This is a genomic window from Methylobacterium sp. Leaf100, from assembly GCF_001422845.1.
Taxonomy (GTDB): domain Bacteria; phylum Pseudomonadota; class Alphaproteobacteria; order Rhizobiales; family Beijerinckiaceae; genus Methylobacterium.
Map to the genome: position 1 here is coordinate 139,421 of NZ_LMMW01000023.1, position 12,566 is coordinate 151,986.

Annotated in this window: 13 protein-coding genes; 9 read left to right on the forward strand and 4 right to left on the reverse strand. The window is 73.5% G+C overall.

The annotated features are described in order from the left end of the window. Window positions 1–18: 18 nt before the first annotated feature. Window positions 19–1,125: an AI-2E family transporter gene (locus ASF25_RS13265; RefSeq protein ID WP_082502684.1), complete on the reverse strand. Its 1,107-nt coding sequence runs from the start codon at window positions 1,123–1,125 to the stop codon at window positions 19–21. A 310-nt stretch (window positions 1,126–1,435) separates the two neighbouring features. Between ASF25_RS13265 and ASF25_RS13270 the strand changes: the two genes are divergently transcribed. From ASF25_RS13270 to ASF25_RS13305, 8 genes are all read left to right on the forward strand, one after another. Further along, entirely contained in the window at window positions 1,436–1,741 is a 306-nt protein-coding gene (locus tag ASF25_RS13270) for an acyl carrier protein (RefSeq protein WP_056095482.1), read from the forward strand. Window positions 1,742–1,760: 19 nt separating this feature from the next. Then, entirely contained in the window at window positions 1,761–2,246 is a 486-nt protein-coding gene (locus ASF25_RS13275; protein WP_056261505.1) for a 3-hydroxyacyl-ACP dehydratase FabZ family protein, read from the forward strand. Beyond that, entirely contained in the window at window positions 2,243–3,373 is a 1,131-nt protein-coding gene (locus ASF25_RS13280) for a beta-ketoacyl-ACP synthase (RefSeq protein ID WP_056305123.1), read from the forward strand. The genes ASF25_RS13275 and ASF25_RS13280 overlap by 4 nt, the downstream gene beginning before the upstream one ends. A gap of 320 nt (window positions 3,374–3,693) precedes the next feature. Continuing rightward, a complete protein-coding gene (locus ASF25_RS13285; protein WP_056175318.1) occupies window positions 3,694–4,977 on the forward strand; it encodes a beta-ketoacyl-ACP synthase in 1,284 nt (427 codons plus the stop codon). Further along, entirely contained in the window at window positions 4,974–5,726 is a 753-nt protein-coding gene (locus tag ASF25_RS13290) for an SDR family oxidoreductase (RefSeq protein ID WP_056261495.1), read from the forward strand. Before ASF25_RS13285 ends, ASF25_RS13290 begins: the two co-directional genes overlap by 4 nt. An 8-nt stretch (window positions 5,727–5,734) precedes the next feature. After that, the gene (locus tag ASF25_RS13295; RefSeq protein WP_056261492.1) at window positions 5,735–6,007 is read left to right on the forward strand and encodes an SH3 domain-containing protein; all 273 of its coding nucleotides are present in this window, start codon (window positions 5,735–5,737) and stop codon (window positions 6,005–6,007) included. A 108-nt stretch (window positions 6,008–6,115) separates the two neighbouring features. Continuing rightward, a complete protein-coding gene (locus tag ASF25_RS13300) occupies window positions 6,116–7,276 on the forward strand; it encodes a transglycosylase SLT domain-containing protein (RefSeq protein ID WP_056305125.1) in 1,161 nt (386 codons plus the stop codon). Beyond that, complete coding sequence (locus tag ASF25_RS13305) at window positions 7,273–9,189, forward strand: DUF2336 domain-containing protein (protein WP_056305127.1); 1,917 nt, start codon at window positions 7,273–7,275, stop codon at window positions 9,187–9,189. The genes ASF25_RS13300 and ASF25_RS13305 overlap by 4 nt, the downstream gene beginning before the upstream one ends. A gap of 60 nt (window positions 9,190–9,249) precedes the next feature. Here the strand turns inward: ASF25_RS13305 and ASF25_RS13310 are convergent, their stop codons facing one another. Next, entirely contained in the window at window positions 9,250–10,020 is a 771-nt protein-coding gene (locus tag ASF25_RS13310; protein ID WP_056261485.1) for an NAD kinase, read from the reverse strand. A 122-nt stretch (window positions 10,021–10,142) separates the two neighbouring features. On the opposite strand from ASF25_RS13310, the gene cutA reads away from it, so the two are divergent. Next, the gene (cutA, locus tag ASF25_RS13315; RefSeq protein WP_056175303.1) at window positions 10,143–10,478 is read left to right on the forward strand and encodes a divalent-cation tolerance protein CutA; all 336 of its coding nucleotides are present in this window, start codon (window positions 10,143–10,145) and stop codon (window positions 10,476–10,478) included. On the opposite strand, the gene ASF25_RS13320 is transcribed toward cutA, so the two are convergent. Further along, entirely contained in the window at window positions 10,457–11,563 is a 1,107-nt protein-coding gene (locus ASF25_RS13320) for a glycosyltransferase family 2 protein (protein WP_082502686.1), read from the reverse strand. The genes cutA and ASF25_RS13320 overlap by 22 nt on opposite strands. Window positions 11,564–11,775: 212 nt before the next feature. Then, the gene (locus tag ASF25_RS13325) at window positions 11,776–12,546 is read right to left on the reverse strand and encodes a lysophospholipid acyltransferase family protein (RefSeq protein ID WP_056305272.1); all 771 of its coding nucleotides are present in this window, start codon (window positions 12,544–12,546) and stop codon (window positions 11,776–11,778) included. Window positions 12,547–12,566 lie beyond the last annotated feature (20 nt).

Here is a 12,566-nt window from a genome sequence, read left to right on the forward strand (position 1 = left end):
CTTTTTCGTCGGTGGCGCTCAGGCCGCCTGCGCGTCTCCGCCCGTGAACTCCCGCCACAACAAAATCAGTGCCGCCATCACGGCCGGCCCGAGGAACAGCCCCAGCAGCCCGAAGGTCTCGACGCCGCCCAAGATTCCCAGCAGCACCCAGAGGAACGGCAGCTGCGTCGTGCCGCCGATGAGGGCGGGGCGGACGAAGTGATCGGCCGCGAAGGTGACGACGAAGCCCGCCACCACCACCACCGCCGCCGGAACCACCGAGCCGGCGGCGATGAGCACCAGGGCGGCGGCGCCGAAGACCAGGGGCGCGCCGAACGGGATCATGGCCGCCACCGCGGTCAGCGCGCCGAGCAGCACCGGGTGCGGCACGCCGGCGAAATAGTAGACGATCCCCAGAACCACGCCCACGCCGAGGCCGACGAGGACGAGGCCGTCCACGGTGCCGTGGACCGAGGCCACCATCTGGCGGGCGACCCGCTCGCCGCGCGGGCCGAACAGGCGGGCGCTCGCCGTGAGCACCTGGGCGGTCACGAGCTTCCCGTCCCGGAACAGGAAGAACAGGGCGACGAGGCTGAAGCCGAACAGCACGCTGCGCCGGACGATCTGCGCCCCGAGGCTGCGCGACAGGCCCAGCGCGGTGGACTTGTCGAGGTGGTGCAGGAGGTCGGCGCCCGCCTGCGGATGGCTGAGGTTCGCCGCCCACCACGCACTCGCCTGTGCGCCGAAGGGAACGCGCGAAAGAACCTCCGGCACCGGCAGGCCGGTCTGTTCGGCCGAACGCGCCAGGGCGACGACGTCGTGCGCCTCGCGTGCCGCCTCGATGCCGAGCACCACCAGGGGCAGGAGGAACACCAGGGCGACCCCCAGGGTGAACAGGCTCGGCAGCAGCAGGTTGTGCCGTCCCGGCGGCCAGCGCCGCTCGGCCCGGGCGTAGAGGGGCCACAGGGCGATGGCGAGGATCACCGCCCAGGCCAGGGCCGGCAGGAACGGGTGCAGCACCCAGAGCCCGAGGGCGGCGAGACCCACCACGAGAAGGATGCGGGCGACGCCCTGCGCCCGCGGCGTCAGGGCACCGGGCGGAGGGGGAGCCGGCGCCGGATCGGCGGTGCGAGGGGGAAGGGGCATGGATGGGAAAGCCTCGGAGGACGGCGGCGCCCGCGGCGGACGGCCGAGCCCTCATCTAGGCCGCCGACGCCGTGTGCGGAATGACCCCGCGCTCACGATCCGGAGGCCGCCCCGGGCAAGCGGCACGGTTGCCCGGTCTACCCCCCTCGTGTAAGGGACCGCCTTCATCTTTCGGGGACGGCGCGCGGCGTCGTCCGGCAGGGCATGCTGCGCGACCGGGGGCACCGGGCATCATGGGCCGGCCTTGAGGTCCGCCCCACGTCGGCGCGGAACGGGGCGGCGGGATATCCAGCAAACACGGCGAGAACGCATGTCCGACCTGACCCAGACCGCCACCTTCGACCGCGTCGCGGAAATCATCGCCGACACCGCCGACATCCCGCGCGACACCATCACGCCGGAGAGCCACGCCATCGACGATCTCGGCATCGACAGCCTCGCCTTCCTCGACATCGCCTTCGCGGTGGACAAGGCCTTCGGGATCAAGCTGCCCCTCGAGCGCTGGACCCAGGAGGTCAACGAGGGCAAGGTCCCGGCCGAGGAATACTTCGTCCTGAAGAACCTCTGCGCCCGCATCGACGCCCTCGTGGCCGAGAAGGCCGCCAAAGCCTCTTGAAGCCGCCGGAACCTCAGCCATGCGGCTCGAATATTTCGAGATGATCGACGCGGTCACGGTCCTCGACCGGGCCGCCGGCCGGATCGAGGCCATGGCCCGGGTGCCCCTGGAGAGCCCGGTCTTCGAGGGGCACTTCCCCGGCCACCCCCTGGTGCCGGGCGTGCTGCTCACCGAGACCATGGCGCAGGCCTCGGGCTACCTCATCCTGGCCCATCTCGACTTCCGCCAGATGCCGTTCCTCATGGGCGTGGACAAGGCGCGGTTCCGCGCCTTCGTCGGGCCCGGCGCCGAGCTCGCCGTGGAGGCGAGCCTGGAGCATGACGGCTCGGGCTACGCCGTGACCAAGGCGGCCATCCGGCACGACGGCAAGCCGCTCTGCAACGCCGAACTGCGCTTCCGCACCATGCCGTTCCCCGACGGCCTCGACGCGCCCATGCGGGCGCGGGCGCAGCGGATCGGCCTCCTGGCTCTCGCGGGGCTCACGACGGAACCGGAGCCAGCATGAACGACGTCGTCGTCACCGGCCTCGGTCTCGTCTCCTGCGCGGGCGAGGGCATCGCGGCCCATCTCGACGCCCTGGACGCCGGCGCCCCGGCCCGGACGGACACCGAGCGCTTCGCCCCCTACACGGTGCATCCCGTGGCGCCGCTGGCGCTGGACGGGCAGATCCCGAAAAAATCCGACCAGCGCCAGATGGAGCCGTGGCAGCGCCTCGGCGTCTACGCCGCCGGCCTCGCCCTCGATTCGGCGGGCCTGAAGGGCGGCGCGGCCCTGAAGGGCGCCATGCACCTCGTCGTGGCCTGCGGCGGCGGCGAGCGCGACACGGAGGTGGACGGCGCGATCCTCTCGGGCCTGCGCGACGCCGCGGACCCGGGCGCCTACCTCAACGAGCGCCTGCTGAACGACCTGCGCCCGACCCTGTTCCTCGCCCAGCTCTCGAACCTGCTCGCCGGCAACATCGCCATCGTGCACGGGGTCACGGGCGCGTCCCGCACCTTCATGGGCGAGGAGGCCGCCGGCACCGATGCCCTGCGCATCGCCCAGGCCCGCATCGCCTCGGGCCAGGTCGACTGCATGCTCGTGGGCGGGTCCTACAGCGCCGAGCGGCCGGACGTGATGGTGGTCCACGAGATGGGCGGATACCTGCGCGCCAAACCCTTCCGCCCGGTGTTCTCCCGAGAGAGCGAGGGGGAGGACGGGTTCATCCTCGGCAGCGGCGCCGCCTTCCTGGTCCTCGAATCCGCCGACCACGCCCGCGCCCGCGGCGCGAAGGCGCTCGCCCGGCTCATGCCGGTGCGCAGCGACCGCACCCGCCGCGCCCCCGGCGCCACGGCGCGGAGCGTCGAGACCCTGTGGCGCGACGCCGGATTCGAGGCCCCCGACCACGTCCTCTCCGGCGCCACGGGCGTCGGCGGGATCACGGCGGAGGAGGGCGCGGCCCTCGGCCGCCTCGCGCCCGGCATCCCCGTGACGGCGCTCGGCGACGTCACCGGCCACACGCTCGAAGTGACGGCGCCCTTCGGCGCGGCCCTGGCGGCCGGGCTGGTGGCGCAGGGTCGGGCCCGCGAGGTCGCCGTCACCACCATCGGCCACCGCCGCGGCGAGGGCGTACTCCGCGTCTGTGCGGCCTGATGGACGGCACTGGGATTTCACCCGAGTGGCTGCCAGGGTTCAGAGTTCTCTCGGGCAGCGCAGGTCCCCTCTCCTGGAAGGAGAGGGACAGGGTGAGGTGTGTGACCCTTTCGGAGAGTTCGCACACTTCACCCCAACCCTCTCCTTTCAGGAGAGGGAGCCCCGTTGCGCATCGCCCCTTGAAGCCGGGTGCCGTCCATAACCCGCTGCCCCGACGACGGCGAGAACGCGACATGCGTTCGGATTCGGTAGGTCACGTGGGGGAGAGCGGTACCCCGGCCCCAGGCCCCAAGATCCGTGAAACGGTGTAGAACGGCGCGATGACGAACGCTTCCTTTCGCGACAGCAAGGGCCGCCCCCTGGTGGCGGTCACGGGCCTCGGCATCGTGACCTCCCTCGGCCAGGGCCAGGCCGACAATTGGGCGGCCCTCACCGCCGGGCGCTCGGGCATCCACACCATCGCGCGCTTCCCCACGGAGGGCCTGCGCACCCGCATCGCCGGCACCGTCGATTTCCTCGACACCGATCCGCTCGTCGCCCCCGCCCTGTCGCAGCGCTTCGCCGAAGCCGCCGCCGAGGAGGCCGTCGCGCAATCCGGACTCGGTCCGAAAGGCGACTTTCCCGGTGCGCTGTTCATCGCCGTGCCGCCCGTCGAGATGGAATGGCCCCAGCGCCGGGCCATGGCGGAGGCGTCGGGCCAGGACGGGCCGATCACCTACGCCGACCTCCAGCGCGCCGCCGCCAGCCGCCGCTTCGACGCGTGGCACGACCTCTTCATCTTCGGCACCGTGGCGGAGAACATCGCCGACCGGTTCGGCACCCGGGGCTCGCCCATCTCGCTCTCCACCGCCTGCTCTTCGGGGGCCACCGCGATCCAGCTCGGCGTCGAGGCGATCCGCCGGGGCGAGGTGACGGCGGCCCTGTGCATCGGCACCGACGGCTCGGTGAACCCCGAATCCCTGATCCGCTTCTCCCTGCTCTCCGCCCTTTCCACCCAGAACGACCCGCCGGAGGGTGCCTCGAAGCCGTTCTCGAAGAACCGCGACGGCTTCGTCATGGGCGAGGGCGCCGGCGCCCTGGTGCTGGAGGACGCCGAAGCCGCGCGGGCGCGGGGGGCAAAGATCCTCGGCTACGTCCTCGGCTGCGGCGAGAAGGGCGACGGCTTCCACCGCACCCGCTCCAGCCCCGACGGCGCGCCCGGCATCGCGGCGATCCGCGCGGCCCTCGACGATGCCGGTGTCGGCCCCGACGCCATCGACACCGTCAACGCCCACGGCACCTCGACGCCGGAGAACGACAAGATGGAGGCCATGGGCTGCGCCGCCGTGTTCGGGGCGCGCATCGGCCGCCTGCCGATCTCGTCCAACAAGTCGATGATCGGCCACACCCTGACGGCGGCCGGGGCCATCGAGGCCGTGGTCTCGCTCCTCACGATCACGCACGGCCGCATCCCGCCGACCATCAACTACCTGGTGCCGGACCCGGCGATCCCGCTGGACGTGGTCGCCACCGCCCGCGACGCGCGGGTGTCCCGCGTGCTCTCAAACTCCTTCGGCTTCGGCGGGCAGAACACCTGCCTCGTGCTCGGGGACGAGCCCGCATGAGCACCCGCATCCTCGTCACCGGCGGCGCGTCCGGCCTCGGCGCCGCCCTGGTGCGGGCGCTCGTCGGCGCCGGCCACGACGTCGCCTTCACCTACCGCTCGTCGGCGCCCGCCGCCGAGGCCCTGGTGGCCGAGCTGGCGGCCGCCCATCCCGACCGCGCGGTAACGGCCCACGCCCTCGACCTCGCCGACCGCGACGCCCTCGAGGCGTTCTGCGCGGATCACGAGGAGACGGGCTTCTACGGCCTCGTCCACAATGCCGGGCAATCCTCCGACGCGCTGGCGGCCATGCTCGATCAGGACCGGGCGGAAGCCGCCATGCAGGTGAATTTCTGGTCCCTGACGCGGCTGGCCAAATCCCTGGTGCGCGGCATGATCCGGGCGCGCTCGGGCCGCATCGTCGCCATCGGCTCGGTGGCGGCGCTGCGGGCGAACCCCGGCAACGCCGCCTACGCGGCGAGCAAGGGCGCGCTCATCGCCTATTGCCGGACGCTCGCCATCGAATCGGCCAAGCGCGGCGTGACCGTGAACGTCATCGCGCCGGGCTTCATCGACACCGGCATGATGGCCCCCTACGCCGCCCACCGCGCCGGCATGGAGCGCCAGATTCCCGCCGGGCGCTTTGCCCGTCCGGAGGAGGTGGCGGCGCTCGCCGTCTTCCTCATGGGGGCGGGGGCCGCCTACGTCACCGGCGCGGTCCTGCCCGTCGATGGCGGTCTGACGGCGATGATGGGCGTGCACCGCTCCTGAAGCCCGCCATGCGCCTGCCCCTCATGCTGATCGCCCTGGTCCTGGCGGGACCCGCCCACGCCGTGGAGGCCTTCCGGGTCGACGGCCTGCCGCGGGGCGAGGGCCTGACGATCCGCGAGACGCCGGACGCCGCCGCCCCGTCCCTCGGGCAGGTGCCGGCCGGCGCGCGCCTGCGCGGCTTCGGTTGCACCAGCGACACCCCGAGCGGCCTGACCTGGTGCCGGGTCAAGGCCGGCCCACTCCTGGGCTGGGCGCGCCGACGCTACCTTGCGCCGGATTGAACAATGTCCCGGCCGCGACCCCTTTAAGCTTCCTTTACCATAGTTGAGCAAAGTCCGACCCGAAGGACAGGCCGCCACCACGGCGCCGTGCCTTCAGCCGGACGGCGCATGTTCCTGTTCACCACGCCCCCCGCCACCGCCCGCGACACCGGCTCCGCCCGGGATGCGGGCACGCGCGCGGTGTCGGGCACGGCCTCGGGCGCCGGTTCGGCCGTCGTCGAGGCGATCCGGGACGGGGCGCAGAGCTCCGGGGTGGGCTTCGACTACCTGCTGGCGACGGCCCAGCGCGAATCCGCCCTCAATCCCACGGCCAAGGCCGGGACCTCCTCGGCCACGGGCCTGTTCCAGTTCATCGAGCAGACCTGGCTCGGCACCATGAAGAACGCCGGGCCGAAGCTCGGCCTCCAGACCTACGCCGACGCCATCACGACGCGCCCCGACGGCACCTACACGGTGGCCGACCCGGACGCACGCCAGACCATCCTCGATCTGCGCCGCGACCCCAAGACCGCCGCGACCCTGGCGGGCGCCCTGACCCAGCGCAACGGCGAAGCCCTGACGGCGGCTTTGGGCCGCGAACCCACGGGGGGCGACCTCTACGCCGCCCACGTCCTCGGGGCCCGCGGGGCCGCCGCCCTCATCAACACCGCCCAGGCCAGCCCGGCCCGCGTCGCCGCCCTCGACATGCCGGAGGCGGCCGCCGCCAACCGCAACCTGTTCTACGACAAGACCGGTCGGGCACGGGGAGCCGCCGAACTCTACGCACTCCTGTCGACGGCCCGCACCACGGCGGGTCCCGTGGGCGCGTCTGCGGCCCAGGCGGGCGGATCGGCGCCTGCGAGCCCCATCGTGCTGCCCGAGGCTCCCACCGCCTACGCCTCCCTCGACGGGGGCCTGCGCTCCCTGTTCCAGACCGACAAGCGCCAGGGCGCCATCTCGGAGGGGGTGGCCAAGCTCTGGCAAGGCAGAGCCGCGTCGGAGCAGGGCCGGGCCGTCACCGACGGCCGACCCGCGCCGACCTACTTCCCGCGCTCGGACGGCACGGCGGACACCGTCCTGCCCGCGACTGCACCGGCGCCGACGGCGGCGGCGGCCCCCACGGCGGTCTCCGCCACCCAGGCGGAGCAGACCTCGACGCCCGCATCCGGCCCCGCCCTCGTGGACGCGCCGCTGCCGCCGCGGCGGCCGGCCGAGTTCACCACCGCCTCGGTCGCCCGGACCGGCGCCCCCCTCGATTCCTCCCTCTTCACCGCCCGGAGCGGCCCATGATCATCCGCCAGTTCCTCGCCCTGACGCAGCACGCCTCGGCCGCGCGCCGGGCGGAGGCGGCCGGCGCCCTGGTGCGGGCCACCCTGCACGGCGGCCTCGCCCCCGATACGGCGGGCGAGACCGAGGCCACGATCCTCGCGCTCCTCGACGATCCCGCCCCCATGGTGCGCCGGGCGCTGGCCGAAGCCTGCGCAGCGAGCGCCACCGCGCCGCGCTCCCTCGTGGTGGCCCTGGCCGGGGACCTGCCGGACATCGCCGGCATCGTCCTCAGGCGCTCCCCCGTCCTCACGGATGCCGACCTCGTCGACGGCGTCGCCATCGGCTGCGAGGCCACGCGCCGGGCCATCGCCGAGCGGCGCGACCTGTCGCACGCGGTGGCGGGCGCCATGGCGGAGATCGCCGGCCCCGTCGCCCTCACGGCCCTGGTGGGCAACCACAGCGCCGGCGTCACCACCGGAAGCCTCCTGCGCCTCGTCGCCCGCCACGGCGACGACGCGGCCTTGCGCGAGGCGGTGCTGGCGCGGCCCCACCTTCCCCTCGAAGTCCGCCAGGCCTGCACGGACCGGGTCGCCGAATCCCTGGCGCGCCTCGCCGTGGCGTCGGGCTGGCTGACGCCCGCCCGGGGCGAGCGAGCCGGCCGCGAGGCGCGCGAGCGCGCGACCCTGGCCTTCAGCGTCGGTGCCCACCCCATCGATCTCGCCCGCCTCGTCGCCCACCTGCGCCGGCACGGCCAGCTCAACGCCGGCCTGATCCTGCGGGCGATCCTGTCGGGCCACATGCCGTTCGCCGAGACGGCCCTTGCCGACCTCGCCGGCCTCCCGGCGGGACGGGTCGCGGGCCTCATGCACGAGGGGGCCAACGCCGCCTACGCTGCCCTCCACCGCAAGGCCGGCCTGCCCGAGCCCCTGCTGCCGGCCTTCTCCGCCGCCCTCTCGGCCTGGCGCGAGGCCGGCCGGGGCGAGACCGCCGCCCACGGCGCCGCCCTGTCGCGCCTGATGATCGAGCGGGCCCTCACCGCCTGCGAGAGCATGCCCTTCGCCGAGGCCCAGGGCGTGATGGCGCTGCTCGCCCGCTTCGAGGCGGAAGCGGCCCGCGACGCCGCGCGTACGCGGACCCGGACGATGACCGAGCGCGCGGCCCTGGCGCCCCCGGCGGCGACGGATTTCCCCGAGGCACGGATCTTCGGCATGCCAGCGTTCGACGGGCTCCTCTCCGGCCCGCAGGATTTCGACACGACGGACGTCGACGCGCAGCCCCTCGACCTGCGGGCGGTCGAGTCGGAAATCCTCGACGCCGAGTGGCGCGAGGCGCAGCAGCAGGTCCCGCCCGTTCCGCAGCACGCGGCCGCCATGAGCCGGATGCTTCGGGAGACCGCCGAGATCACCGGCCACCGGGAGCCCCCCGCGGCCGCGGTCGACCCTTCGGAGACCGCGCCGCGCCCGGAGACGCAGCCCACCTGGGGGAGGCCGACGGCCTCGGAGCAGCACGCGCCCCTGGACCTCGGGGACATGGCCCTAGCGGATTCGAACGACGCGGACTCGGAGCTTGGGGACTCGGAGCTTGCGGATCTGCCGGAGGCGCCCGAAGCCCCGGAGAGCCGCGAAGCCCCGCCGGCCCTCGGGCCCATCGCCGACGGCGACGCCGCGTCCGCCTCGACCGACATCCCGGACGCCGTCGCGGCCGAGGACGCGCCCGTCGCGTCCCGGAGCGATCCCGTCGGCCTCATCCTCGAAGCCCTGCCGCGCGCGATCCTGGCGCAGTTCCAGGAGGACCGGGCGGAAAAGCAGCGGGCGGCCGAGCGTGCGGACGAGGCCGCCCGCGCCGCCACCGTCGCGGATATCCTCGACACGATCCCGAACGCCCTGGTGGCGAGCTACCGCGCCGACCGGGAGCGCGTCCGCCTCGCGGCCTGAGGCGTCGGCCGACCTACGGGGGAACCGGCGCCTCGGCCGAACGGCAGACCGTCCGAGGCGTCAGCCGAACTGCTCGCGCAGGATCCGCTCGTCGAGGCTGTGGCCGGGGTCGTGCAGGAGCACGAGGTTGGTGGCGTGGTCGAGCCAAGTCTCCACGGTGGCGACCCGGCGAAACTCCGTGTGGTCGGCCACCGCCGCCACGGGCCGGTGCTCGGCGTCGAGCACCTCGATGAAGATGCGGGCGTGATCGGGCAGGAGGGCCCCGTGCCAGCGGCGCGGGCGGAAGGACGAGATCGGCGTCAGCGCCAGCAGGCGGGCGTTGAGGGGCAGGATCGGGCCGCCCACGGACAGGTTGTAGGCGGTGGAGCCGGCCGGCGTCGCCGCCAGAACCCCGTCGGCGATGAGTTCGGGCAGGCGCACGTGGCCGTCGACGGAGATCCGCAGCTTCGCCGTCTGATGGGTCTGGCGCAGCATGTAGACTTCGTTGAGGGCCCGCGCCCGGTGTCGGCGCCCCTCCGTGTCCACGGCCTCCATCAGCAGCGGATGGATGCGGCTGCGCTTGGTGTTCTCCAGCCGTTCGAGGAGGTCCTCCTCGCGGTACTCGTTCATGAGGAAGCCGACGGTGCCGCGGTTCATGCCGTAGATCGGCGTGCCGGCATCCATGAAGCGGTGGAGCGCCTGGAGCATGAGGCCGTCGCCGCCTAGCGCCACCACCACGTCCGCCTCCTCGGGCGGCACGTGGTCGTAGCGGCGCATCAGGGCGTCGGCCGCCTGGCGCGCATCCGGCGTCGGGCTCGCGATGAACGCGATCGTGTTGAAACGCCGCGACATGAACCCTCGTCCGCCCTGTTGACCCAACCACGCTCGGCGTCGCATCGCGCCACGGGACGCGCCGGTGGCCGGCACACCCGCCGCTGCGCGATCACGAGACCCATCGCTGGAGGACCCATAGCATGGAGCGTCCACTCCTCGTCTACACCACCTTCCCGGATGCCGAGATGGCGCTCGCCGTCGGCGAGGCCCTGGTGCGCCTGCGTTTGGCGGCCTGCGTCAACGTGCTGCCGGGGATGCGCTCGGTCTATGCCTGGAAGGGCGCGGTGGAGCGGGCCGACGAGGTGGTGGCCCTGATCAAGAGCCGCGAGGCCCTGGCCGAGCCGCTCAGTGCCGCCCTCAAGGAACGCCACCCCTACGAGACGCCGATCATCCTACATCTTCCGGTGGTGGGCGCCGACCCGGACACGGCGGCGTGGATCGCCGAAGAGACGGATCAGGCCCCGTTCAGCGGATAGCTCCGGCCCTTCCACACGGCGGCGCCGGCAGCCTTGCGACGCAGGAGCACGTTCCACTGGATCGCCAGGGCGACGGCGACGGCGACGGGATGCAGCGGGATCGTCACGAGGGGCTCGCGCATGGCGCGCGTGATCGCGGCGCGCGTGCCGAGGGAGAGCAGGAAGGCGACGAGCGCGAGGGCCGCCGCCCCAGGCGCGACGAGGCCGAAGCCGAACAGGACCAGCAGCAGCACCGGCAGGATGTGGGCGGTGAACAGCAGCCCGGTCCAGACGGGCAAGGCGCGCGGCGTCGCCATGCCCTCGTGGGCGTTCTTCGAGAAGCCGGCCCAGCACTCGCGCCAGGTCCGGTACATCCGGCAGGTGGCGAGCGCGTGCCCGGCCACGAGATCGGTGCGGTGGCCCGCCCCGCGCAAGGTACGGGCCAGCAGCACGCCGTCGTGGAGGAAGCCCCGGATGGCGCCGTGCCCGCCGGTGGCGGCGTAGACCGCCCGGTCGACGAGGACGAGCTGGCCGCAGGCCGCCCCGAGGGACGCGCGGAGGGAGGCGCGCATCATCGGCACCGGCAGGTAGCCCACGAGGAGGAAGCCGATCATCGGCACCGTGAGCCATTCGCCGAGCGTCCCCATGCGCTGACGCGGCACCGCGCTGACGAGGGCGGACTCCGTGCGGACGGCGTAGGCGGCGAGTGCCGCCGCCGCCGCCGCCGCCAGGGTCACGTCGGCGTCGATGAACAGCAGGTGCGCCCCGCGTGCCGCGCTGGCCAGCACCGCGCAGGCGTGATTCTTCCCCGTCCAGCCCTCGGCCAGGGGCGGGATCGCCACGAGCCGCAGGCGCGGGTCGGTGGCGGCGATGTCGCGCACGATGGCGGCGGTGGCGTCGGTGGAATGGTCGTCGCCCACCAGCACCTCGATGGCGACGCCCGTGCTGGCGAGCGCCGCCCGCACGGTGTGGGCGATGGTGGCGGCCTCGTCCCGGGCCGGGATGAGGATCGACACGCGGGGCGCTTCGTTGTCAGCGCCCGGCTGATGGGATTCAGACGTCGGCGATGGGGCGCCGTGAGCCGCGACCGCCCCCCTCTCCTGCAAGGAGAGGGCTGGGGTGAGGTGTGGGACATCTCCGGACAATCCACACACCTCACCCTGTCCCTCTCCTGGAAGGTGTGGGGACCCGTGGCTCCCGCCCGACGCCGGAAGGCGAGCGGTGTCGGGCACCGGCGTGCGCAGGGCGAACAGGTTCACGGCGGTGAGAATAACCGGCAGGAGGGCAAGCAGCACCGAAGCGATCGCGAGGGCGAGGATCACGGCGTGCGGTCTTTCTCGCGCAACAGATCTTCCTCGACTCGGTGGGCGGGCTCGAAGCGGCGCCCCGTCAGGGCCGCGCGCAGGCGCCGTCCCCAATCGTACACGCCCCCGACCCCCTTGGCGCCCGAGACGAGGGCGGTGAAGCGGGCGGGGTCACGGGCGATGACGTCGGCGGCGAGGCGGTCGAGGGTCGCCGTCAGCGCCTCCTCCATCCGGGCGAGGCGCTCGGGCCGGGGGAGGGCCTGGAGGTCGCAAGCTCGGATCGGCGCGCCGAAGGCGGCGCAAGCCTCGGCGCCGCGCTCCTCCCAGAAGGCGTAATCGAGGGCGAGGGGCACGAACAGGGTGTCGGGTCCGAGTTCGGGCAGGCGGGCGACGCCGCCCCGGAGGTCCAGGGGCCGGGCGCGGACATCGGCGAAGCGCCCCTGTGCGGTGATCCACATCATCGCATCCGGCTGCGCCAGGATGTTTCGCGATGAGCGGAGGAACTGGGCCGCGCCGCGCGCCGAGTCGAGGTCCACCGGGAAGGCACCGATGCGGGCGAAGATCGCGTAGCGCGCCAGCATCCGGGCATCGAACGGCGCGTAGCTCGCGCGCTTCGGAAACAGCCGCCCGGCAAGCAGGATCACCACGGCGGCATCCCACCAGGCCGGGTGGTTGCAGTAGACCACGACGGGCCCGGGATGGCCGGCGCAATCCGGCACGCCCCAGCGCGCGAGGCGCAGGGCGTTCATGTGGCGGCGCAGGAACCGGTCGAAATAACCGACCATGAACCGCCATACGAACCGCG

Coding starts and splice junctions, on each gene's coding strand:
- ASF25_RS13265 (WP_082502684.1), bottom strand. CDS start 1,125: ATGCCCCTTCCCCCTCGCACCGCCGATCCGGCGCCGGCTCCCCCTCCG.
- ASF25_RS13270 (WP_056095482.1), top strand. CDS start 1,436: ATGTCCGACCTGACCCAGACCGCCACCTTCGACCGCGTCGCGGAAATC.
- ASF25_RS13275 (WP_056261505.1), top strand. CDS start 1,761: ATGCGGCTCGAATATTTCGAGATGATCGACGCGGTCACGGTCCTCGAC.
- ASF25_RS13280 (WP_056305123.1), top strand. CDS start 2,243: ATGAACGACGTCGTCGTCACCGGCCTCGGTCTCGTCTCCTGCGCGGGC.
- ASF25_RS13285 (WP_056175318.1), top strand. CDS start 3,694: ATGACGAACGCTTCCTTTCGCGACAGCAAGGGCCGCCCCCTGGTGGCG.
- ASF25_RS13290 (WP_056261495.1), top strand. CDS start 4,974: ATGAGCACCCGCATCCTCGTCACCGGCGGCGCGTCCGGCCTCGGCGCC.
- ASF25_RS13295 (WP_056261492.1), top strand. CDS start 5,735: ATGCGCCTGCCCCTCATGCTGATCGCCCTGGTCCTGGCGGGACCCGCC.
- ASF25_RS13300 (WP_056305125.1), top strand. CDS start 6,116: ATGTTCCTGTTCACCACGCCCCCCGCCACCGCCCGCGACACCGGCTCC.
- ASF25_RS13305 (WP_056305127.1), top strand. CDS start 7,273: ATGATCATCCGCCAGTTCCTCGCCCTGACGCAGCACGCCTCGGCCGCG.
- ASF25_RS13310 (WP_056261485.1), bottom strand. CDS start 10,020: ATGTCGCGGCGTTTCAACACGATCGCGTTCATCGCGAGCCCGACGCCG.
- cutA (WP_056175303.1), top strand. CDS start 10,143: ATGGAGCGTCCACTCCTCGTCTACACCACCTTCCCGGATGCCGAGATG.
- ASF25_RS13325 (WP_056305272.1), bottom strand. CDS start 12,546: ATGGTCGGTTATTTCGACCGGTTCCTGCGCCGCCACATGAACGCCCTG.